Genomic DNA, 19372 nt, shown 5'->3' with positions numbered 1-19372 from the left:
CCGGGAGGCGGAGGCGCCCGTGGCGGCCGCCGTCACCCCGCCCGCGTGTCGTCGTCCTCGGCGAGGGCGCGCTGGGCCACGGCGAAGGCCGCGTTGGCGGCCGGAACTCCGCAGTAGACGGCCGCCTGCAGCAGGACCGCGCCGATCTCCTCGGGGCTCAGTCCGCCCCGCCGCGCCGCGCGGACGTGCAGGGCCAGCTCGTCGAGGTGGCCGTGGGCCACCAGCGCGGTGAGGGTGACCAGGCTCCGTTCGCGGCGCGAGAGGGTGGTGTCCGTCCAGATCTCGCCCCAGGCGTAGCGCGCGATGAAGTCCTGGAAGCGGGCGGTGAACGCCGTCTGGCGCGCCTGCGCGCGGTCGACGTGCGCGTCGCCGAGGACCTGCCGGCGCACCGCCATGCCCCGCTTCGCGCCGCCGTCGGTGAAGTGGGCGCGCAGGGCGGCCAGTACGGCCTCGGGCTGTTCGGCCGGTGCGAGGTGGGAGGCGCCCGGAATCTCGGTCAGCGTGGAGCCGGGAACCGCGTCCGCGATCTCGCGCAGGTGGGCGGGCGGGGTCGCCGGGTCCTCGCGGCCGGCGAGGAGCAGCGTCGGCGCGCTGATCGACGCGAGCCGGTCGCGCAGGTCGAAGGCGGCGAGCGCGTCGCAGCACGCGGCGTAGGCCTCGGGGTCGGCCCGGCGGTGGTCGTCGACCAGGGCGGGCACGGTGAAGCCGGGCGTGAACCAGCGGGCGTCGGCGGTGTCGGCGAGCGCGGCAAGCCCCTCGCGGCCCGCGCTCCGCACGGTCGCGGCGCGCTCCTCCCAGCGGGCGGCGGACCCGAAGTGGGCGGAGGAGCAGAGGACGGCGAGGCGCTCCACCCGCTCGGGGTGATGGGCGGCGAGGTGCAGGCCGACGGCTCCGCCGAGGGAGACCCCGGCGTACGAGAAGCGGTCGACGCCCAGCGTGTCGGCGAGGTCCAGGACGAGAGCGGCGAGGTCGGCCACCGTCGCCCCCGGTCCGATGAGGGAGGCCGGGGAGCCGCCGTGGCCGGGCAGGTCCCAGCGGACGACGCGGTGGGTGGCCGACAGTTCGGGCGCGACCGCGTCCCAGAGGGCGGTGGACGTGCCCAGCGAGGGACCGAGGAACAGGGCGGGCGCGGTGGCCGGGCCCTCGGCGCGGTGGTGCGCAAGCGCCCCGCCCGGCTGGTGGGTGGCGGTCACGGTCGCTCCAGGGCGCGGTCGGTCAGGGCTCCGGCGGAGCCGGTGCAGCGGGCGGGGTCGGTGAGCTCGGCGAGCTCGACCCCCTTCAACTCGTCCGTCTCCCGCAGGAGTTCGGTGAACGTCCGGCCCTCCTCCCGGGCGCGGCGGGCGAGGGTGGTGAGCAGTTCCCGCGCCCGGGCCCGCCCGAGCAGGGGGGTGAGGGCGGCGGAGAGACGCTCCGAGAGGATCGACCCGCCGGTCAGGTCGAGGTGTTCGCGCATGGTGTCCGCGTGGACGCGGAGCCCGCCGGTCAGCTCGGCGGCGTCGCGCGCGGCGCCGCCGACGAGACGGAGCAGGTCGCGCAGGGGCTCCCACTCGGCGTGCCAGGCGCCGGCCGGGCGCTCGTCCTCGGCGGCCATGGAGGCGTAGAGGCCGGCGGCGAGGTGCGGGGCGCGGCGGGCGGCCGCGGCGACGAGCGTGGCGCGGACCGGGTTCGCCTTGTGCGGCATGGCCGAGGATCCCCCACCCGTCCCCTCCGTCACCTCGGCGATCTCGGTGCGGGAGAGGGTGAGGACGTCGACGGCGGTCTTGCCGAGGGCCCCGGCGGTGAAGGCGAGGGCGCCGGCGAGGTCGGCGATCGGGGTGCGCAGGGTGTGCCAGGGCAGCAGGGGTACGGCCAGGCCGGTCTCGTGGGCGTAGGCGGCGACGAGACGCTCGGCCAAGCCCACGGGACGGGCCTGCCCGTCGCCGCGCCCCTCTCCGTACGCCTCGAAGGCGGCCAAGGTGCCCGCCGCGCCGCCGAGTTGGGCGGGGAGCGAGTCCCGTACGGTACGCAGCCGGTCACGCGCGTCGAGGATCAGCGAGCGCCAGCCGGCCGCCTTGAGGCCGAAGGTGGTGGGCACGGCGTGCTGGGTGAGGGTACGGCCGGGCATGGCGGTGTCGCGGTGGGCGGCGGCGAGCGCGGCCAGCGCCCGCTGCGTACGGTCGAGGTCGCCCAGGATCAGGTCGAGCGCGCGGCGCGCGACCAGCATCGTGGCGGTGTCCATGATGTCCTGGCTGGTCGCGCCCCGGTGGACGTAGGCCCCCCACTCCGCCGGGACGGCGGCCGTGAGGTCCGCGACCAGCGGGATGACGGGATTGCCGCCGGCGCGGGCGCGCAGTGCCAGGTCGCGCGCGTCGAAGGCGGTGACCGCGACGCCGGCGGCCCGGCCGATCGCGTCGGCGGCCTCGGCCGGTGCGAGGCCGACGGCCGCCTGGGCGCGGGTGAGCGCCGCCTCGGCGTCGAGCAGCGCGCGCAGGAAGGCGGCGTCGCCGGTCGCTGCCTCGGCCGGGGAGCCTGCCCGCCCGGGGGCGAGCAGGCCGGTGTCGGTGACGGCGGATGTCATGTGAACTCCAGGAAGACCGTTTCGTCGTCGCCCTGCAGGCGGATGTCGAAGCGGTACGTGCGGTGCGCGCGGTACGGGCCGTTCTCGTCGGGCCGTGCGACCAGCGTGGCCCGTCGTCCGGCGGGCAGCGAGTCGAGCAGCGGATCGGCGCCGTCCCGCAGATAGGCCCGGGTGAAGAGGTGGTGCAGCAGTCCGCGGGCGAAGACGCAGACACTGAGGTACGGAAGTCCCGCGTTGCCGGGCGGCAGCGTGTGGAGCGCGTAATGGCCGTCGGCGTCGGTGGCGACACGGCCGAAGCCGGTGAAGTCGGTGCCGTTGCGGCCGAGATGGCCGCCGGTGACGGGATCGCGGCGCATCGACCCGGGCGCGCCCGTCAGGGAGCCGTCGGGGGCCGCCTGCCAGAACTCGAGGACCGCGTCCGGGACGGGGGCGCCCGCGCCGTCGTAGACGTGACCGTGCAGGGTGATCCGCTCCGGATGCCCCTTCGGCGCTATCCACTCCCCGTCGGGGAAGGGCAGGGCGTAGCCGTAGAAGGGCCCGACGGTGTGGGACGGCGTGGGCGGGAGCGTCTCACTCGTGTCGCCCATCTCACTCGTCTCGCCCATCTCACTCGTCTCGCTCTTCTCACTCGTCCGAGTCATCGCGCGCTAACGTCCTTCCTCGATCCAGGTGGCGGAGGGGCCGTCGAGGACGATGTCCCACTCGTACCCGAGCGAGAACTCGGGCTGTGACAGCTCATGTCGGTAGGTGGCGACGAGTCGCTCGCGGGCGGCCCGGTCGGTGACCGAGCGCAGGATCGGGTCGTAGGCGAAGAGCGGGTCGCCGGGGAAGTACATCTGCGTCACGAGCCGCTGGGTGAACGCGGTGCCGAAGAGGGAGAAGTGGATGTGGGCGGGGCGCCAGGCGTTGGTGTGGTTGCGCCACGGGTAGGCGCCCGGCTTGATCGTCGTGAAGGTGTAGCGCCCCTCGGCGTCGGTGAGGGTGCGTCCGACGCCGGTGAAGTTGGGGTCGAGCGGGGCCGGGTGCTGGTCGCGCAGATGGGCGTACCGGCCGGAGGCGTTGGCCTGCCACAGCTCGATGAGCTGGCCGCGCACCGGGCGGCCGGTGCGGTCGAGGAGGCGTCCCGAGACGGTGATCCGCTCGCCGAGGGGTTCGCCCGGGTGCTGCCGCGTGAGGTCGTTGTCGATCTCGGTGACGTCGGTCGGGCCGAAGACGGGGCCGGAGAGTTCCACCGTCTCCGGGTCGCCGCCGTCGACGGCCACGAGCGGTTGCCGGGGATGGCGGAGGAGGGAGCTGCGGTACGGGGCGTAGTCCCGGGCCGGGTGACTGCGGGCCGCGGCGCCCTGGGCCCGTTCCTTGTCGTAGGCGTTCTGGAGGTCGTCCATCTCGGAGTCGATGTCCGACTGGGTGAGGGCCATGGGATTCCCTGGGTCGGTGCCGGTGCGGGGCGAGGGGTGGTCAGAGGCCGGGGTCGAGGCGGACCTTCGCGGCGGTCCTGGCGAGGAGCTCGTCGGCGCCGACGCCGGGCGCCGTCTCGGTGAGGACGAGGCCGTCCTCCGTGACGTCGAGGACGCCGAGGTCGGTGATGACCCGGTCGACACAGCCGCGGCCGGTCAGCGGGAGGGCGCACTCCTCGACGATCTTCGGGGTGCCGTCCTTGGCGGTGTGGGTCATCACGACGATGACCGTCCTGGCGCCGTGGACGAGGTCCATCGCTCCGCCGATGCCGGTGATCATCTTTCCGGGGACGGCCCAGTTGGCGAGGTCGCCGCGGGCGGAGACCTGCATGGCGCCGAGGACGGCGACGTCGATGTGACCGCCCCGGATCATCCCGAAGGAGAGAGCGGAGTCGAAGTAGGAGGCGCCGGGCAGGACCGTGACGGTCTCCTTGCCGGCGTTGATCAGGTCCGGGTCGACCTCGTCCTCCGTCGGAAACGGGCCGGTGCCCAGGATCCCGTTCTCGGACTCCAGGACGACCTCCACGCCGTGCGGCAGGTGGTTGGGGATGAGCGTCGGCAGGCCGATGCCGAGGTTGACGTACTGGCCGTCCGCCAGCTCGCGCGCGGCCCGGGCGGCCATCTCCTCGCGGGTCCAGCTCATCGCGTGCTCCCTTGTGCCGGCGGCGCCGAGACCGTGCGCCGTTCGATCCGCTTGTCCGCCGCCTGCTCGGGGGTGAGGGCCACCACCCGCTGGACGAAGATCCCGGGCAGATGCACCTCGTCGGGGTCGATGCCGCCAGGCTCGACCAGCTCCTCGACCTCGGCGACCGTGATCCGGCCGGCCATGGCGGCGAGCGGGTTGAAGTTCCGCGCGGACTTGGCGAAGACGAGGTTTCCGTGCCGGTCGCCCTTGGCGGCGCGGACCAGGGCGAAGTCCGTACGGATCCCGCGCTCCAGGACGTACGCGGCGCCGTCGAACTCCCGTACCTCCTTCGCCGGCGAGGCGAGGGCGACGCCGCCCTGCCCGTCGTAGCGCCAGGGCAGTCCGCCGTCCGCGACCTGGGTGCCGACCCCGGCGGGCGTGTAGAAGGCGGGGATGCCGCAGCCACCGGCGCGCAGCCGCTCGGCGAGCGTGCCCTGCGGGATCAGCTCGACCTCCAGCTCGCCCGCGAGGTACTGCCGGGCGAACTCCTTGTTGGCGCCGATGTACGAGCCGGTGACGCGGGCGATCCGCCCGGCGGACAGCAGCACCGCGAGACCGGAGTCCATGGCCCCGCAGTTGTTCGACACGACGTCCAGGCCCGTGACGCCGCGACCGTACACCGCCTCGATCAGTACGTTCGGCACGCCGCTGAGGCCGAAGCCGCCCACGGCGAGCGACGCTCCGTCCCCGACGTCGGCCACCGCCTCGGCGGCGGTGGCGACCACCTTGTCCATGCGAGAAGCCTCCGAATTCGTCAGCGCGATCCGTGCGCTAATTAGTCAGTGCACTGAGCATCTTGCGCGGTGGCGTCATGCTGGCAGTCGGGATCCCCGGCGTCAAGAGGCTCCCGAGGGCGTCCGAAGAGCCCGGCATCGGGCGCGTATCGTTCCGTGCACCGACGAACGCACCTACGGCAGCGGGAGGCACTCCATGGCCGCGGTGGATCTGACCACCCATCCCGGGCACCTGGCCCGGCGGCTCCAGCAGGCCCACCACCTGCTGTGGAACACGATGGTCTCGGAGGAGATCACCTCACCGCAGTTCGGCGTGCTCAACGCCCTGACGGCCGAGCCGGGGCTCGATCAGCGGACCGTGGGCGAGCGGGTGGGCCTCGACCGCTCGACCATCGCCGAGGTCGTCAGCAGGCTCACCCGCCGCGGCCTCCTCGACAAGGTGCGCGACCCGGAGGACGGACGCCGCTTCCTCCTGCGGCTGACCGAGGAGGGCGAACGGACGCACCGCAGGCTGACGGTGCGTACGGCGCGGATGAACCAGGTCTTCCTTGCGCCGCTCTCCGCCGAGGAGCAGGCCCAGTTCATGAGCCTGCTGCTGCGCGTCGCGGACGCGGCGGAGCAACTGCGCACCCCGTCGGAGCACCTCGCACCCACGCCCTGAACGGACCCGCGCCCGCCCAGGCCACGCGGGCGGCGGCGGACGTCGGCCACGCGCGCTCACCGCACCTCGGCCACGCGGGCCGGGGCGCCTTCGGTCGCAGGGGTCCTCAGACCTCCGGTACGCGGGCGAACCGCCCCGCCGTGCGCAGGTCGTCCTCGATGCGCGCGACGGCGGTGCGCAGCTCCGGCAGCACCTCGCCGACGCACTCCTCGACGCTGCGGCGACTGCTGTGCATGGCCACGTTGACCGCCGCCACGACGACGCCCGCGCGGTCGCGCACGGGTACGGCGATGGACCGCAGCCCCTGCTCCAGCTCCTCGTCCACCAGGGCGTATCCCTGCTCCCTCACCCGCTCCAGGAGGGCGGCGAGCTCTTCGCGGGCGGTGACCGTGTGCGGGGTGAGCGCCCGGGGTTCGATGCCCGCGAGCCACGCGGCGCGCTCCTTCGGTGGGAGGCCGGCGAGCATGACCCGGCCCAGGGAGGTGACGTGGGCGGGGAAGCGGGTTCCGACGGTGATGTGGACGCTCATGATCCTGCGGGTGGCGACCCGGGCCGTGTAGCGGACGTCCGCGCCGGCCAGCACGGCGAGGGACGCCGAGTCGTGCACGCGCCGGGACAGCTCGGCGAGGTGGGGTGCCGCGATCTGCGGCAGCGGCATCCGGGAGAGGTGGGGGAAGCCGAGGGAGAGCACGCGGGGGGTGAGCCGGAACAGGCGCCCCTCGGTGGTGACGTACCCGAGGTGCTCCAGGGTGATCAGGGCGCGGCGGGCGGTGGCGCGGGCGAGCCCGGTGGCCTCGGCGACGGCGGTGAGGGGGAGGGCGGCGCGGTCCTCGCCGAAGGCGGTGAGGACCGTGAGGCCGCGTGCGAGCGACTCGACGAAGCCGCGGCCGAGCTCCTGCTTAGAGCGTTGGGTCCAGGCGGCGAGGCCCGCCGGCGGCGCCTCTTCGGGCCGGGGAGCGGGGGGCGTCCGCCGGAGCAGTTCCTCCCACTCCGCCACGGCCTCGCGCAGCCGGGGCAGCATCGCCTCGCGCAGGGAGGCGGCGGTGTGGCGGCTGGTGTGGCTCACCACGCTGGCCACGCAGGCCACGGCGCCGGCCGGGTCGCGTACGGGGATGGCCAGGGCGATCAGTCCCGGCTCGATGAGCTGGTCGTCCACCGCCCAGCCGTGCTCCCCCGCCCGGGCGGCTCGCGCCGCGAACTCCTCGCTGTCCGGTCCGATCCTGGGCGGTACGGCCGGAAAGCCGGAGCCGCGGGGGTCGGCGGCCCGGCGGGCGCGCCAGCGCTCCCACTCCGCCTCGGTCCAGTCGGCGGCGAACAGGGCGCCGGGGGCGGTGCGTTCGGCGGGCAGCAGGTCGCCGATGCGGAAGCTGAGGGACATCGCGCGCCGACGGGTGGCCTGGTGGACGAAGCGGACGCCGTCGCCGTCGGCGACCGCGAGCGAGACCGACTCGTCGAGCGCGTCGGCGAGCGCGTCGACGGGGCCGCCGAGGAGGCCGGGGAGGCGGAGCGCGGCCAGATAGGCGTTGCCCAGTTCCATGAGGCGGGGGGCGAGGAAGACGTCGCGGCCGTCGAGGCGCACGTATCCCATGCGGGCGAGCGTGCCGGTCACCCGGTCGACGGTGGAGCGGGCCAGGCCGGTGCCGCGTTCGAGCTCACTGAGGCTGAGGGTCCCGTCGGCGTCGGTGAGCCGGCGCAGCACGGTGAGGCCGCGCATCAGCGGGGTGACGGCTTCCGGTGGCACGTCCGCCGACGCCCCGGCCCCCGGGGCCGTCGTGGTTTCGGTCGGTGGCATGGACTCTCCCTGACGGATCTTGGGGACACCGTAATGAACGACGGGCGTACGAGCCCAGTGCGGCCGTGCCGTTGACAGGTGGTGCCGACGGGCGCAGACTCGGCGCGAACTTCGTGAACTTTCCTTCACTACGCGAACAAGTGTACCGACGAGGAGACCCGTATGCACACCACCGTCGGGATCATCGGCGGCGGCCCGTCCGGCCTGCTGCTCGCCCGCCTGCTCCACAACGCCGGCATCGACTCCGTGGTCCTGGAGCGCCGCGACCGCGCCTACGTCGAACAGCGCCAGCGCGCCGGCATCCTCGAACAGGCGACGGTCGACGCCCTGCGCGCCGCCGGGGCCGGGGCCCGGCTCGACGCCGAGGGCCTGGTCCACGACGGCATAGAGCTGCGCTTCGACGGACGCGCGCACCGGGTGGACTTCCCCTCGCTCGCCGACGGCCGCCGGGTGTGGGTCTACGCGCAGACGGAGGTGGTCAAGGACCTGATCGCCCTCCAACTCGCCGAGGGCGGCCCTCTGTTCTTCGACGCCGAGGTGCGGTCCGTGGCGGGCGTGGACGGCGACCGCCCGCTGATCCGCTACACCCACGAAGGCCGCGAGCAGACACTGACCTGCGACTACGTGGTCGGCTGCGACGGCTTCCACGGGGTCTCGCGGGCCGCCGTCCCGGACCACGAGCGTACGACGTACGAGCGCGCCTACCCGTACTCCTGGCTCGGCATCCTCGCCGAAGCGCCGCCCGTGTACGAGGAGTTGGTGTACGCGCACTCCGAGCGGGGCTTCGCGCTCGCCAGCATGCGCTCCCCGTCCGTGAGCCGGCTCTACCTCCAGGTCGAGAACGGCACCGATCCGGCCGACTGGTCCGACGACCGGATCTGGGACGAACTCGACGCCCGTCTCGCGCTCTCCGCCCGGCCCGAGTGGCGGCTGAAGCGGGGGCCGGTCACCCAGAAGTCGGTGCTGCCGATGCGCAGTTCGGTGACGGAGCCGATGCGCTACGGGCGACTGCTCCTCGCCGGGGACGCGGCGCACATCGTGCCCCCGACCGGCGCGAAGGGGCTCAACCTCGCCGCGGCCGACGTGATCGTGCTGGCGCGTGCGCTCGCCCACTGGTCCTCGACCGGTTCGACCGCGCTCCTCGACACCTACTCCGACACCTGCCTGCGGCGCGTCTGGCGCGCCGAGCACTTCTCGTACTTCATGACGACGACCCTCCACACCGATCCCGGCCAGTCGGCGTTCGACACCCGGCTCCAGCTGTCCCAGCTCCACCGGATCGCGGACGCGCCCCACACCGCCGCCACCGAACTCGCGGAGAACTACGTCGGACTGCCGCTCGACCCACGAGGCTGACCTCGGTTCAGGCGGAGCCCAGTTCCGTGCTCAGGTGGTGGGCGCCGTTCGCCGCGAGGGTCGCCCATTCGGGCTCCGGGCGCTGCTTCCAGCGCATGTCGGGGACGGAGATGCTCAGCGCCGCCACCACCGTGCCCGTGTGGTCGCGCACCGGGGCCGCCACGCACGACACATCCGGGTTGGACTCCCCGTACTCGAAGGCGAGTCCGGACGTCCGGACCTCCTTCAACTGGCGGGCGAGCGCGTCCGGTTCGGTGACGCTGTTCGGCGTCAGGCGGGCCAGGCCGCCCGCCAGCAGCCGCTCGAGCTCGTCCTGCGGCAGATGGGCGAGGAGCGCCTTGCCGACCGCCGTGCAGTGGGCCGGCACACGCCCGCCGGCCCGGGAGACCATGCGTACCGACTGGGTGCTGTCCACCTTGCAGACGTAGACGACGTCGGCGCCGTCCAGGATCGCGACGTGGACCGTCTCGTCGCAACGCTGCGAGACCGCGCGGGCCACGCCCAGTCCCACGGCGTGCAGATCGAGCCGCTCGGCGAAGGCGTTCCCGAGCCGGAAGACGCTCAGGCCGAGGTGGTACGTGGCCGTGGCCTCGTCGCGCTTCAGGTACGCGCGGGCCGCCAGCGTCGTGAGGATCTCGTGCACGGTCGTCCTGGGCAGTCCGGTGCGGCGCGCGACCTCGGGGGCGGTCAGCCCCTCGCGCGCGTCCAGGAACAGCTCCAGGATGTCGAGGCTCCGCACGACGGCGGGCGTGAGTCGCGGCACCCGTACCACCTTCCACCTTCAACCTCGGTCCGTCCGCGGCTGCCCCCGCGGCGACGCCACCCTATCCCCGGGAGCGCCCACCGGTGTTCGAGATTTCGCACACAGCCACGGCGGATCGACCCCGCCAGTACGGTGATCGGATGACGGACTTCTGGAAAGCGAGCGACCCGGGCGTCCTGCGGCTCCCGTCCGGGCGCCTGGTGCGCGGGCGCGGGCTGCGGCACCCCCTCCCGCCGGGGCCGACGCCGGACTTCGCCGTCCATCTGCTCGGCAGGCGCCCGCCGGAGGTGCCCTGGGAGGCACGGTGGCTGCGCTGGCCCGACTTCCGGCTTCCCGCCGAACCCGACCGGGCCCGGGCCCTCTTCGAGGAGGCGTGGGACCGGGCGGCCGAGCGGCGCGTGGAGCTGGCCTGCGGCGGCGGCATCGGGCGGACCGGTACGGCCCTGGCCTGCCTCGCCGTGCTGGACGGCGTGCCGCCGGACCGGGCGGTGGAGTTCGTACGCCGGAACTACCACCCGCGGGCCGTCGAGACGCCCTGGCAGAAGCGGTACGTCCGCCGCTTCACCGCCTGAGGGCGGCCGCTGCCGCCGTCAGGCACCGCTCGGGGCGGGAGCCCCGGGCGGTGAGGGCGGCGGTCCGGCGGGCGCCTCGGCGGTCTCCTGTGCCTCGTGCGCCCCCTGTGTCTCATGCGCCTCGGGGTGGTCGGGCGGGACCCGCAGGTCGGCGGGCGGGGACACGACCTTCGCCCGTAGCGCGGCGGCGTAGATCTCGTCGGGGTCGAGCCTGCGCAGCTCCTCCGCGATCAGTTCGGCGGTCGTCCGCACCTTCAGCGCGAGCACCCGGCTGGGCTGGCCCGGGATGGTCAGCCGGGCCACCGGCCCCTCGGGCCGGTCGATCCGGATCTCGCCCTCGGGCGTGCCGAGGCGTACGGCCGTCACCACCGGCCCGCCGGTGACCACCCGCTCGACCGGCACCCGCAGCCGGTCCGCGAACCAGCGGGCGAGGAGCTCGGCGCTGGGGTTGTCGGGCTCGCTCTCCACCGCCGCGGAGACGACCGTCGTACGCGCCTGGTCCAGAGCGGCGGCGAGCATCGAGCGCCACGGGGTGAGCCGGGTCCAGGCCAGGTCCGTGTCGCCCGGCGCGTAGGACGCCGCGCGGGCGTCGAGCGCCGCCAGCGGGTCCTCGACGGCGTAGGCGTCGGTGATACGGCGCTGGGCGAGCGCGCCGAGCGGGTCCTCGGAGGGGACGTCCGGGGCGTCGACCGGCCACCAGACGACGACGGGCGCGTCCGGCAGCAGCAGCGGCAGGACCACGGAGTCGGCCCGCGCGCCGAGTTCGCCGTGCAGGCGCAGGACGACGGTCTCGCCGGAGCCGGCGTCGCTGCCCACGCGGACCTCCGCGTCGAGGCGGGCCTCGTGCCGCCCGCGCGGCGAACGGGCATGGCGCTTGATGACGACCAGGGTGCGGGAGGGGTGCTCGCGGGAGGCGTCACCGGCGGCCTTCACCGCGTCGTAGGCGTTCTCCTCGTCCGTCACGATGACGAGGGTGAGCACCACGCCCACGGCGGGCGTGCCGACAGCCCGGCGGCCGGCGAGGATCGCCTTGTTGATCTTGCCGGAGGTGGTGTCGGTGAGATCGATCTTCATGTCCGGCGCCTGTCCCTTCCGTCGCGTACCTCTTTTCCGGTAAGCGCTCGATGGGTCGAGGATCTTCCACCTGGCGGCTTTCCACCCGTCGAACGGCATCCCGTGGCCGAATCCCGTCGCCGAATCCCGTCGCCGGGCAGAGGGCGGGGTGACGTTCTCGGCCGCGCGTGCGCTGAAAGGATCATGAGCACACGTGATCCGATGCCCCCGGCCGGCGGCCGCCGCCACGAGCCCGTACCGGTTCCGGGGCGTGCCTGAATGTTCCGCTTGTCGCCGCGCTCCTGGTTCATCCTCTCGGTGCCCGCCGTCGCCTTCCTCGTACTGATCGCGCTCCTCACCTTCCCGTCATCGCCGTTGTCCGACGGAGCCGCCGTCGGGGGCGGGCGCGCGCCCGCCCGGCCTCCGGTTCTCGCCGAACCGTTGCGGGACGCGCCGCTCCCCGGCGGCGGCACGGCCCGGCTCTCCAAGTGCCAGGTGGACGAGTGGCCGCGGCCGGTCGCCCGGGGCGACGGCGAGCGGGGTAGGGATCCCCTGCTGGCGCTGGGCGGCTGGGGCTTCTTCGACCCCGGCTCCAAGACGCCGGGCCGGGCCCGCTTCACCGTCAGCGCGGCCGTACACGTCACCGACCGGCCTCTGCCGCTGGACGCGCCGGTCTCCCGGGGCCGCGTCACCGTCGACATCCACGGCCCGCACGGCGAGGGGCTCCGGGCCTCGGCGCATGGGCTCACCGCGACCGTCATGGACGAGGCGCGGCCGGACGAGCCGGTGAAGATCCCGGCCTCCGGCACCTTCCGCGCCGCGCCCGGCAAGCCCCTGTACCTGGACGTCGACCTCCCGGCCGGCGCGCTCTGCCCGGGATACACCCTCGCCAACGTGGGCGAATGCTCGCCCCCGGGCACCAACGACGCCACGGAGTGCCCGGTGGTGACCCTCACCGTCTCCGACCCGGCGGTCCGCGACCATCGCGCCGCGGTGACGGGCCGGAGCCCGGCCGGGCTCAGCGAGCGCCTGGTCGCGATCTCGCTGGAGCCGGAGATCTCGCGGGCGTGAGCCGTACGTCAGCGCGAGGGCAGCGGAGGGCGGGCGCCGACGACCGGCTCCCGCACGCCCGAACCGCGCGACGGAGGCGACGAGTTACGCATCGCCGAGCCGGCTCCCGGACGCACGGCTAAGCCCGCGACCACCCCCGCCGGGGCCTCCCGCGTAGGGCGCCGACGCGGTCAGGGGGGCGTGCCCGTCGCCGGTGATCGCGACCACGGCACCGACGCGCACGCACCCGCAGGCGTACGCCCGGCAGGCTCGGGTAGCCGCCGCGCATGAACACCCCCGACGACCTCCGCACCCTCCAGGACATGCCCGTCATCGAGTCGCTGGACGAGCTCGCGGGTCTGCTCGCCGCCCGCGGCGGGCTCTATCTGCGCTGGTCGAGGGGGCCCGGCTTCGACCTGGCCGAGCACACCAGTCGCGACGGCCTGACGGGCATCGAACTGCCCGGCCTCTCGGCCAACCCGCTGGACGCCGAGCCCTGGTGGGAGGACCGGTCGCTCCGCGTCTGGGCGGCGCGCCGCCTCCACGACTACTCGCACCTGCCCCGCATCCGGGGGCCGGGCGTCCGGCCGTGGCTCCTGCGGGGCACGGAAGCGGGGCGCGGGCCGGACAACGAACCCCTGGTGCGCGACGTGGCGCCGATGGGCTGGGTGGCCGACGCGGTGATCAAGGAGGCCGAGTCGGTCGTCGCCGGCCAGAACGGCGAGTGGGGCCCGATGAGCCGCGAGGCCGCTCCCGAGGAGGATCGCCGGAGGGAAACCTAGGGTGACCACAAGAGGCGATCCGGTCACTCCTTGTGCTTCTGTGGTGGGGACGGCACGGGCGACCTCGGAGGAGCGACGATGCGGGCAGCGGTGGTGGGTCAGGGGTACGTCGGTCTGACCGGGGCGGTCGCCTTGGCGCAGCAGGGACACCGCGTCGTGGGGGTGGAGCAGGACCGGGAGCGGCTCGCGTGCCTGCGGGCCGGGGAGCCGCCCGTCCTGGAGCCGGGGCTGATGCAGCAGATGACCGCGGTGCTGCGCACCGGCCGGCTCGAGTTCGTCGAGGACCTCGCCGACGCGATGGTGGCCGACCCGCTGGATGTGGTGATGATCTGTGTCGGGACACCGCCCGCCGCCGACGGCAGGGCGAATCTCTCACAGGTCCTGACGGCGATCGAGGAGGCCGCCGAACTGGCCGGTGCCCCGCTCGTGGTGCTGAAGTCGACCGTGCCGCCGGGGACCAGCGACATGCTGCTCGCGGAGTATCCCGAACTGCGGCAGCGCTTCGTCTGCAATCCGGAGTTCCTGAACCAGGGCAGCGCCCTCGACGACTGGCAGGCCCCGGCGCGGATCGTCGCCGGGGCGCACCACCCGGCGGCCGTCGCCGGGCTGCGTGACCTGTACCGGTCGGTGAGCTGCCCGTGGGTGACGTCCACGCCGGCCACGGCGGAGATGATCAAGTACGCGAGCAACGCCTTCCTCGCCACCAAGATCAGCTTTGCGAACGAGCTGGCCCGTATGTGCGCGGGGCCGGAGCTCAACATCGACCATGTCATCCAGGGCGTCGGGCTCGATCCGCGCATCGGTCACGCGCTGCTCCGGCCGGGCGCCGGATTCGGCGACTCCTGTCTCCCCAAGGACACCGCCGCGCTCTCCCACTGGGCGATGGAGCAGGGCATTCCGACGCCCCTCCTCGACGCCACCGTACGGACGGACGCCCAGCAGCCCGCCGCCGTCCTCGGCCTTCTCAGGGAGAGCCTGGGCGGGCAGCTGCTCGGCCGTGAGGTGGCGGTCCTGGGTGTACGTCACGAGCCGTGGAGCGACGACCTCAGGTCCGCTCCGAGCCGCGTACTCCTGCCGCTGCTCCAGGAGCAGGGGGCCGCCGTCCGGGTCTGGGACCCGGGCCTCACCCCGGACGAGCTGCGGCACCTCGCCCCCTCGGCCACCCCACACACCGCCCTGCTCACGGCGGTGGCGGGCGCGCACGCCGTACTGGTCCTGACGGAGTGGCCGCAGGCCGTCGAGGCGGACTGGGCCGACCTCGCCACCCGTATGCGTGAGCCGCGGGTGGTGGTCGACGCGAAGAACTGCCTGCCGCCGGCTCTGCTGCACCGCGTGCCGGTCGTCTACCGCGGCATCGGCAACCGTCGCCCCACACCGGAACCGGCGGCGGAGCCGTACGCCACTGAGCCGTTCGCCACTGAGCCGGTCGTGACCGAGCCGGTCGTGACCGAGCCGGTCGTGACCGAGCCGGTGGCGCCCCGGACCGCCTGACGCCGTCGGCGCCGTGCGGCGCCCGGTGCCGGAGGGGTCATTCGGCGATCTCGGTCCGCTCCCACCACTCGTAGACCGGGAGCCGGCCTTCCGGGCCGTCCTGGTGGCGCGAGGTGGCCTTGAAGTGCTCGTATCCGCCGCGGTGGGGAATCTTCAGGTCGTCGTCCGACGTGGTGACGGGCACGATCCGCTCGTGCAGATCGGCCGGTCCGCCCTCAAGCAGTGCCTTGTTCGCCATGTTTTCAGTCTTGCCACCCGCCGCGTCCCGCGCACCTCGGAGGCGCGCGGTAGCGGGGGTGGCGGGACCGGTCTCAGGTACGCACGAGGCTGTTGGGGCCTTCGAGGGCGTCGGCCGCCTCGTCGTTGAACCAGTAGTCACCCGCGGCCAGATAGCGGAAGGCGTGCGTGCTCGCACCGGGCAGGGCGACGGTGACCGCGCGGCTGCCGTCCTTGCGGGGGCGCAGCTCGTGCGTGCCGGGCTGCCAGTCGTTGAAGTCGCCGACCACGCTGACCGGTCCGGGCGGGGTGTCCGCCGGCAGGACGAAGGTGACCTCCGTGTGGTTCTTGCCGCCCTTGCGGCGCTTGCGTTCGAGCATGAAAGGGCCTCCTGCCAGGTCGGAAACTGCGGGCCACATCCTGATGCCGGGGCGGTCGCCCCGGGTGCCGACACGGCGGACGGGACACCCGGGCGGCGGAGCGCGCGGTGAGCCAGCGGTGATTGACGGGCCATCAGAGGGCGGCGGCGAGGTGCCGCCACAGGAAGGTGTGCACCAAGGCGTTGTTGTGGGCGGCCTGTTCGTTGTCGCCGGCCCCCGCGTGGCCACCGCCGGTGTTCTCGTACAACAGGACCTCGTGGCCCAGTTCGCGCAGCCGGGCGGCCGCCTTCCGGGCGTGGCCGGGGTGGACGCGGTCGTCGCGCGTGGAGGTCATCAGCAGGACGGGCGGGTAGGCCTGGTCCGCGGACAGGCGGTGGTAGGGAGAGATGTCGCGGAGGTGGGGGCGGTCGGCTTCGACGTCGGGGTTGCCGTACTCGGCGGTCCAGGAGGCGCCGGCCAGGAGCTTGTGGAAGCGGAGCATGTCGAGCAGCGGCACCTGGGCGACGATCGCGCCGAACAGCTCCGGGTAGCGGGTGAGCATCGCGCCCATGAGCAGGCCGCCGTTGCTGCCGCCCGCGGCGCCGAGCATGGCCGGGGTGGTGATGCCCCGGGCGACGAGATCGGCGGCGACGGCCGCGAAGTCCTCGAACGCGCGGGGCCGGTCCGCGCCGAGCGCCGCCTGGTGCCACTCGGGGCCGTACTCTCCGCCGCCCCGGATGTTCGCGATCACGTAGGTGCCGCCGCGCTCCAGCCACGCCCTGCCCTTCACCGCACCGTAGAAGGGCGTGAGGGACACCTCGAAGCCGCCGTAGCCGTACAGCAGGGCGGGGCCGGGACGGCCGGGGGCGGAGCCGGCGCCGGAGCCGCCGGAGTCGACGGAGCTGCCGAGGGAACGGTCGGGGCCGATGACGAAGTACGGCACGCGCGTGCCGTCCGGGCTGGTCGCGAAGAACTGGTCCACCGCCAGGCCGGCGGCGTCGAAGCGGGCGGGGGCCTGCTTGAGGATCTCCGTCTCGGCGCCGATCCGGCCGCGGTAGAGGGTGGACGGCTGCAGGAACCCCGACACGTCGAGGAAGAACTCGTCGGAGAGGTCGGGGGTCGTGTCCACGACGGAGACCGCGGAGAGCGCCGGGACGTCCGTGAGCGGCGTACGCGCCCACGGCCCGGCGGGGGCGGGGGTGAGCACCTCGATGCGGGTGCTGACGTCCCGCATGGTCTCCAGGAGCAGATGGTGCCGGGTCCACGAGTGTCCGGCCAGAGCCGTCCGCTCGTCCGGGGCGAACAGCACCTCGGCGGTGCGGTCGCCCGCCAGGAAGGCATCGAAGCCGAACGCCAGCAGGGAGCCGGCCCGGTGTCCGAGCCAGTCGGACTTCAGGGTGACGATCAGGTACTGGCGGTGGGCGTAGGCGAGGGCGTCCTCGGGGACGTCGATCCGTACGAGCGTGGCGTCGGGAGTCAGGAGGTGGAGCTCGCTCCGGAAGAAGTCCAGGGCGCGGCCGACGAACTCCCGCTCGTAACCGGGTGTGGTGTCGCGCCATCCCCAGGCCGACACGTCACCCGGCTCCGCCTCGAAGACCAGGCCGGCCTCCTCCAGCGGTGTGCCGCGCCGCCACCTGCGGACCGTACGCGGATAGCCGGCGTCGGTCAGCGAACCGGGGCCGAGGTCCGTGCCGACGAAGACGGTGTCGGCGTCGATCCACCCGATTCTGGTCTTCGCCTCCCCCACCTGGAATCCGTCCTCGACGAAACTCCGGGTCGCGAGGTCGAACTCGCGGACCACGACGGCGTCGCCGCCGTCGCGCGACAGCCGCACCAGAGCCCGGTCGTGGTCGGGATGCCGTACCCGCGCCCCGTCCCACACCCACTTCTCGCCCTCCGCCGCGGCGAGCGCGTCGACGTCGAGGAGGACCTCCCAGTCGGGGGCGTCCTTGCGGTACTGCTCCAGCGTCGTACGCCGCCACACGCCGCGCGGCCGCCCGGCGTCCCGCCAGAAGTTGTAGAGGAACTCGCCGCGGCGGGTGACGTACGGGATGCGGTCCGAGGCGTCCAGCGCCTCCCGCAGCCGCTCCTTGAGGGCGGCGAACGCGCCGTCGGCGGCCAGCACGGCCTCCGTCTCCGCGTTCCGCTCGGCCACCCACGCGAGCGCGGCCTCGTCCGTCACGTCTTCCAGCCACAGGTACGGGTCGTCGTCGATCACACAGGGCATTGTGCAGGTCGGCGGTGGATGGCGACGAGCCCGCCCGCAAGCCCTTCGCAAGCTGAGCTGCTCCTTGTCAAGTTTCTTGCCGAGAGTTATATAGATGGTGTCGCCATCGGCTCCCGAGGACGCGAGCGAGGGAGGCGCCATGGAGGAAACGGTGGGGCTCGAGACCGTCGTCGAGCACGGGACCCGGGGGCGTGTTCGCGTGGCGGTGTCGGGCGAGATCGACTTCGTGAGCGCACCGCGGCTGCGCGCGGCGCTCGACGCCGCGCTGTCCGACGGAGCCCGGCGGGTGGTGGTCGACTTCGGCGAGGTCCAGTTCTGTGACTGCTACGGGCTGAGCGTCCTGCTCCGGGCCCGCCGCCGGGCCCGGGAACGGGGGATGGACCTGCGCCTGGTCAACGTCGATGCGCCGCCGGTACGGCGTCTGCTGGAACTGACGGAAACGGCCGCCGCCCTGCTCGGCCCGCCCGCGACGGAGGTCGAGACGGAGACCGATTCGGAGAGGAGTGGGTGATGACACGGGCAGTAGGCATCGACCTGGGTACGACGAACTCCGTCGTCGCCGTCCTGGAAGGCGGCGAGCCCACCGTCATCACGAATACGGAGGGAGCCCGCACCACACCGTCGGTGGTCGGCTTCGCGAAGAAGGGTGAGGTGCTGGTCGGCGAGGTCGCCAAGCGTCAGGCGGTGACGAACGTCGAGCGCACGGCGAGGTCGGTGAAGCGGCATATGGGAGAGGCGCAGTGGCGCTTCCCGGACACCGGCGACATCGACGGCAAGCGGTACACGGCTCAGGAGATCTCGGCGCGGGTGCTGCAGAAGCTGAAGCGCGACGCCGAGGCGTACCTCGGTGAGGACGTGACGGACGCGGTGATCACCGTGCCCGCGTACTTCAACGACAGCCAGCGCACCGCCACCAAGGAGGCCGGAGAGATCGCGGGTCTGAAGGTGCTGCGGATCGTCAACGAGCCGACCGCCGCCGCCCTGGCGTACGGCCTGGACAAGGAGAGCGACCAGACGATCCTCGTCTTCGACCTCGGTGGCGGCACCTTCGACGTGTCCCTCCTGGAGATCGGCGAGGGCGTCGTCGAGGTGAAGTCCACCAACGGCGACACGCACCTGGGCGGTGACGACTGGGACCAGCGGATCGTCGACCACCTGACGACGCGGTTCAAGAACGCCTACGGGGTCGACCTGGCCAAGGACAAGCTGGCCACCCAGCGGCTCAGGGAGGCCGCCGAGAAGGCCAAGATCGAGCTGTCGTCCGCGACCGAGACGACGGTCAACCTGCCGTACGTCACGGCCTCCGCCGAGGGCCCGCTGCACCTGGAGGAGAAGCTCACCCGGGCCCAGTTCGAGAACCTGACCCGGGATCTGCTGGACCGCTGCAAGGGACCGTTCCACAACGCGATCAAGGACGCGGGGATCGATGTCTCGAAGATCGACCACGTGATCCTGGTGGGTGGTTCGACGCGCATGCCGGCGGTGACCGAGCTGGTCAGGTCGCTGACGGGCAAGGACCCGCACAAGGGTGTGAACCCGGACGAGGTCGTCGCCATCGGCGCCGCCCTGCAGGCCGGTGTCCTCAAGGGTGAGGTCAAGGACGTCCTGCTCCTCGAC

General features: G+C 73.5%; 20 protein-coding genes. 8 read left to right on the top strand and 12 right to left on the bottom strand.

What is annotated here, in order from left to right:
* Positions 1-32: 32 nt before the first annotated feature.
* Genes pcaD through ACF06X_RS31165 form a run of 6 tightly spaced genes read right to left on the bottom strand, consistent with a single transcriptional unit; the run spans position 33 to position 5433 of the window.
* Positions 33-1193 (bottom strand): 3-oxoadipate enol-lactonase, encoded by a 1161-nt coding sequence (pcaD, locus tag ACF06X_RS31190; RefSeq protein WP_392290656.1) that lies wholly within the window; start codon positions 1191-1193, stop codon positions 33-35.
* On the bottom strand, positions 1190-2557 hold the full coding sequence (gene pcaB, locus ACF06X_RS31185) for a 3-carboxy-cis,cis-muconate cycloisomerase (RefSeq protein WP_392290655.1): 1368 nt from the start codon (positions 2555-2557) through the stop codon (positions 1190-1192). The genes pcaD and pcaB overlap by 4 nt, the downstream gene beginning before the upstream one ends.
* The gene (gene pcaG, locus ACF06X_RS31180) at positions 2554-3162 is read right to left on the bottom strand and encodes a protocatechuate 3,4-dioxygenase subunit alpha (RefSeq protein ID WP_392290792.1); all 609 of its coding nucleotides are present in this window, start codon (positions 3160-3162) and stop codon (positions 2554-2556) included. Before pcaG ends, pcaB begins: the two co-directional genes overlap by 4 nt.
* Before the next feature lie 42 nt (positions 3163-3204).
* A complete protein-coding gene (gene pcaH, locus ACF06X_RS31175; RefSeq protein WP_392290654.1) occupies positions 3205-3975 on the bottom strand; it encodes a protocatechuate 3,4-dioxygenase subunit beta in 771 nt (256 codons plus the stop codon).
* A gap of 40 nt (positions 3976-4015) precedes the next feature.
* On the bottom strand, positions 4016-4657 hold the full coding sequence (locus ACF06X_RS31170) for a CoA transferase subunit B (RefSeq protein ID WP_392290653.1): 642 nt from the start codon (positions 4655-4657) through the stop codon (positions 4016-4018).
* Positions 4654-5433: a CoA transferase subunit A gene (locus ACF06X_RS31165; RefSeq protein WP_392290652.1), complete on the bottom strand. Its 780-nt coding sequence runs from the start codon at positions 5431-5433 to the stop codon at positions 4654-4656. The genes ACF06X_RS31170 and ACF06X_RS31165 overlap by 4 nt, the downstream gene beginning before the upstream one ends.
* 196 nt (positions 5434-5629) lie before the next feature.
* Here ACF06X_RS31165 and ACF06X_RS31160 point away from each other — a divergent pair, with 196 nt between their 5' ends.
* On the top strand, positions 5630-6094 hold the full coding sequence (locus tag ACF06X_RS31160; protein ID WP_392290651.1) for a MarR family winged helix-turn-helix transcriptional regulator: 465 nt from the start codon (positions 5630-5632) through the stop codon (positions 6092-6094).
* Positions 6095-6200: 106 nt separating this feature from the next.
* On the opposite strand, the gene ACF06X_RS31155 is transcribed toward ACF06X_RS31160, so the two are convergent.
* A complete protein-coding gene (locus ACF06X_RS31155) occupies positions 6201-7886 on the bottom strand; it encodes an IclR family transcriptional regulator C-terminal domain-containing protein (RefSeq protein ID WP_392290650.1) in 1686 nt (561 codons plus the stop codon).
* A 162-nt stretch (positions 7887-8048) separates the two neighbouring features.
* Here ACF06X_RS31155 and ACF06X_RS31150 point away from each other — a divergent pair, with 162 nt between their 5' ends.
* Positions 8049-9242, top strand: coding sequence for a 4-hydroxybenzoate 3-monooxygenase (locus tag ACF06X_RS31150; RefSeq protein ID WP_392290649.1), 1194 nt, complete (start codon positions 8049-8051; stop codon positions 9240-9242).
* A gap of 7 nt (positions 9243-9249) precedes the next feature.
* Here the strand turns inward: ACF06X_RS31150 and ACF06X_RS31145 are convergent, their stop codons facing one another.
* Positions 9250-10005, bottom strand: coding sequence for an IclR family transcriptional regulator (locus tag ACF06X_RS31145; protein ID WP_392290648.1), 756 nt, complete (start codon positions 10003-10005; stop codon positions 9250-9252).
* 140 nt (positions 10006-10145) lie between these two features.
* Between ACF06X_RS31145 and ACF06X_RS31140 the strand changes: the two genes are divergently transcribed.
* A complete protein-coding gene (locus ACF06X_RS31140; protein ID WP_392290647.1) occupies positions 10146-10577 on the top strand; it encodes a protein-tyrosine phosphatase family protein in 432 nt (143 codons plus the stop codon).
* Positions 10578-10595: 18 nt separating this feature from the next.
* Here the strand turns inward: ACF06X_RS31140 and opcA are convergent, their stop codons facing one another.
* The gene (opcA, locus tag ACF06X_RS31135) at positions 10596-11651 is read right to left on the bottom strand and encodes a glucose-6-phosphate dehydrogenase assembly protein OpcA (RefSeq protein ID WP_392290646.1); all 1056 of its coding nucleotides are present in this window, start codon (positions 11649-11651) and stop codon (positions 10596-10598) included.
* Between the two features lie 258 nt (positions 11652-11909).
* Here opcA and ACF06X_RS31130 point away from each other — a divergent pair, with 258 nt between their 5' ends.
* The 3 genes from ACF06X_RS31130 (at position 11910) to ACF06X_RS31120 (ending at position 14953) form a co-directional block, all read left to right on the top strand.
* Positions 11910-12701 (top strand): hypothetical protein, encoded by a 792-nt coding sequence (locus tag ACF06X_RS31130; RefSeq protein ID WP_392290645.1) that lies wholly within the window; start codon positions 11910-11912, stop codon positions 12699-12701.
* 266 nt (positions 12702-12967) lie between these two features.
* Positions 12968-13462 (top strand): DUF6098 family protein, encoded by a 495-nt coding sequence (locus tag ACF06X_RS31125; protein WP_392290644.1) that lies wholly within the window; start codon positions 12968-12970, stop codon positions 13460-13462.
* 78 nt (positions 13463-13540) lie between these two features.
* Entirely contained in the window at positions 13541-14953 is a 1413-nt protein-coding gene (locus ACF06X_RS31120) for a UDP-glucose dehydrogenase family protein (protein ID WP_392290643.1), read from the top strand.
* Between the two features lie 37 nt (positions 14954-14990).
* Here the strand turns inward: ACF06X_RS31120 and ACF06X_RS31115 are convergent, their stop codons facing one another.
* The 3 genes from ACF06X_RS31115 to ACF06X_RS31105 all read right to left on the bottom strand — a co-directional run bounded on the left by ACF06X_RS31115 (position 14991) and on the right by ACF06X_RS31105 (position 17755).
* Positions 14991-15191 carry a DUF5988 family protein gene (locus ACF06X_RS31115; protein ID WP_392290642.1) on the bottom strand — a complete coding sequence of 67 codons (201 nt, stop codon included), beginning with the start codon at positions 15189-15191 and terminating at the stop codon, positions 14991-14993.
* A gap of 73 nt (positions 15192-15264) precedes the next feature.
* Positions 15265-15549 carry an isoamylase early set domain-containing protein gene (locus ACF06X_RS31110; RefSeq protein ID WP_392290641.1) on the bottom strand — a complete coding sequence of 95 codons (285 nt, stop codon included), beginning with the start codon at positions 15547-15549 and terminating at the stop codon, positions 15265-15267.
* Between the two features lie 133 nt (positions 15550-15682).
* Complete coding sequence (locus ACF06X_RS31105; protein WP_392290640.1) at positions 15683-17755, bottom strand: prolyl oligopeptidase family protein; 2073 nt, start codon at positions 17753-17755, stop codon at positions 15683-15685.
* Between the two features lie 139 nt (positions 17756-17894).
* Here ACF06X_RS31105 and ACF06X_RS31100 point away from each other — a divergent pair, with 139 nt between their 5' ends.
* Both ACF06X_RS31100 and ACF06X_RS31095 read left to right on the top strand, forming a co-directional pair.
* Complete coding sequence (locus ACF06X_RS31100) at positions 17895-18266, top strand: STAS domain-containing protein (RefSeq protein WP_392290639.1); 372 nt, start codon at positions 17895-17897, stop codon at positions 18264-18266.
* Positions 18266-19372, top strand: a 1107-nt coding sequence (locus ACF06X_RS31095; RefSeq protein WP_392290638.1) for an Hsp70 family protein, incomplete at its 3' end; no start/stop codon positions are given. The genes ACF06X_RS31100 and ACF06X_RS31095, both read left to right, overlap by 1 nt.

It is taken from the genome of Streptomyces sp. NPDC015346 (assembly GCF_043078785.1).
Classification (GTDB): Bacteria; Actinomycetota; Actinomycetes; order Streptomycetales; family Streptomycetaceae; genus Streptomyces.
The sequence above is the reverse complement of the archived record's forward strand: the minus strand, read 5'-3'. Positions and strand labels throughout refer to the sequence as shown.

Bases quoted from the DNA above. Each gene is read 5' to 3' on its own strand.
- pcaB (WP_392290655.1), bottom strand. From the start codon at position 2,557: ATGACATCCGCCGTCACCGACACCGGCCTGCTCGCCCCCGGGCGGGCA.
- pcaG (WP_392290792.1), bottom strand. From the start codon at position 3,162: ATGGGCGAGACGAGTGAGATGGGCGACACGAGTGAGACGCTCCCGCCC.
- pcaH (WP_392290654.1), bottom strand. From the start codon at position 3,975: ATGGCCCTCACCCAGTCGGACATCGACTCCGAGATGGACGACCTCCAG.
- ACF06X_RS31170 (WP_392290653.1), bottom strand. From the start codon at position 4,657: ATGAGCTGGACCCGCGAGGAGATGGCCGCCCGGGCCGCGCGCGAGCTG.
- ACF06X_RS31165 (WP_392290652.1), bottom strand. From the start codon at position 5,433: ATGGACAAGGTGGTCGCCACCGCCGCCGAGGCGGTGGCCGACGTCGGG.
- ACF06X_RS31160 (WP_392290651.1), top strand. From the start codon at position 5,630: ATGGCCGCGGTGGATCTGACCACCCATCCCGGGCACCTGGCCCGGCGG.
- ACF06X_RS31155 (WP_392290650.1), bottom strand. From the start codon at position 7,886: ATGCCACCGACCGAAACCACGACGGCCCCGGGGGCCGGGGCGTCGGCG.
- ACF06X_RS31150 (WP_392290649.1), top strand. From the start codon at position 8,049: ATGCACACCACCGTCGGGATCATCGGCGGCGGCCCGTCCGGCCTGCTG.
- ACF06X_RS31140 (WP_392290647.1), top strand. From the start codon at position 10,146: ATGACGGACTTCTGGAAAGCGAGCGACCCGGGCGTCCTGCGGCTCCCG.
- opcA (WP_392290646.1), bottom strand. From the start codon at position 11,651: ATGAAGATCGATCTCACCGACACCACCTCCGGCAAGATCAACAAGGCG.
- ACF06X_RS31130 (WP_392290645.1), top strand. From the start codon at position 11,910: ATGTTCCGCTTGTCGCCGCGCTCCTGGTTCATCCTCTCGGTGCCCGCC.
- ACF06X_RS31125 (WP_392290644.1), top strand. From the start codon at position 12,968: ATGAACACCCCCGACGACCTCCGCACCCTCCAGGACATGCCCGTCATC.
- ACF06X_RS31120 (WP_392290643.1), top strand. From the start codon at position 13,541: ATGCGGGCAGCGGTGGTGGGTCAGGGGTACGTCGGTCTGACCGGGGCG.
- ACF06X_RS31115 (WP_392290642.1), bottom strand. From the start codon at position 15,191: ATGGCGAACAAGGCACTGCTTGAGGGCGGACCGGCCGATCTGCACGAG.
- ACF06X_RS31110 (WP_392290641.1), bottom strand. From the start codon at position 15,549: ATGCTCGAACGCAAGCGCCGCAAGGGCGGCAAGAACCACACGGAGGTC.
- ACF06X_RS31105 (WP_392290640.1), bottom strand. From the start codon at position 17,755: ATGCCCTGTGTGATCGACGACGACCCGTACCTGTGGCTGGAAGACGTG.
- ACF06X_RS31100 (WP_392290639.1), top strand. From the start codon at position 17,895: ATGGAGGAAACGGTGGGGCTCGAGACCGTCGTCGAGCACGGGACCCGG.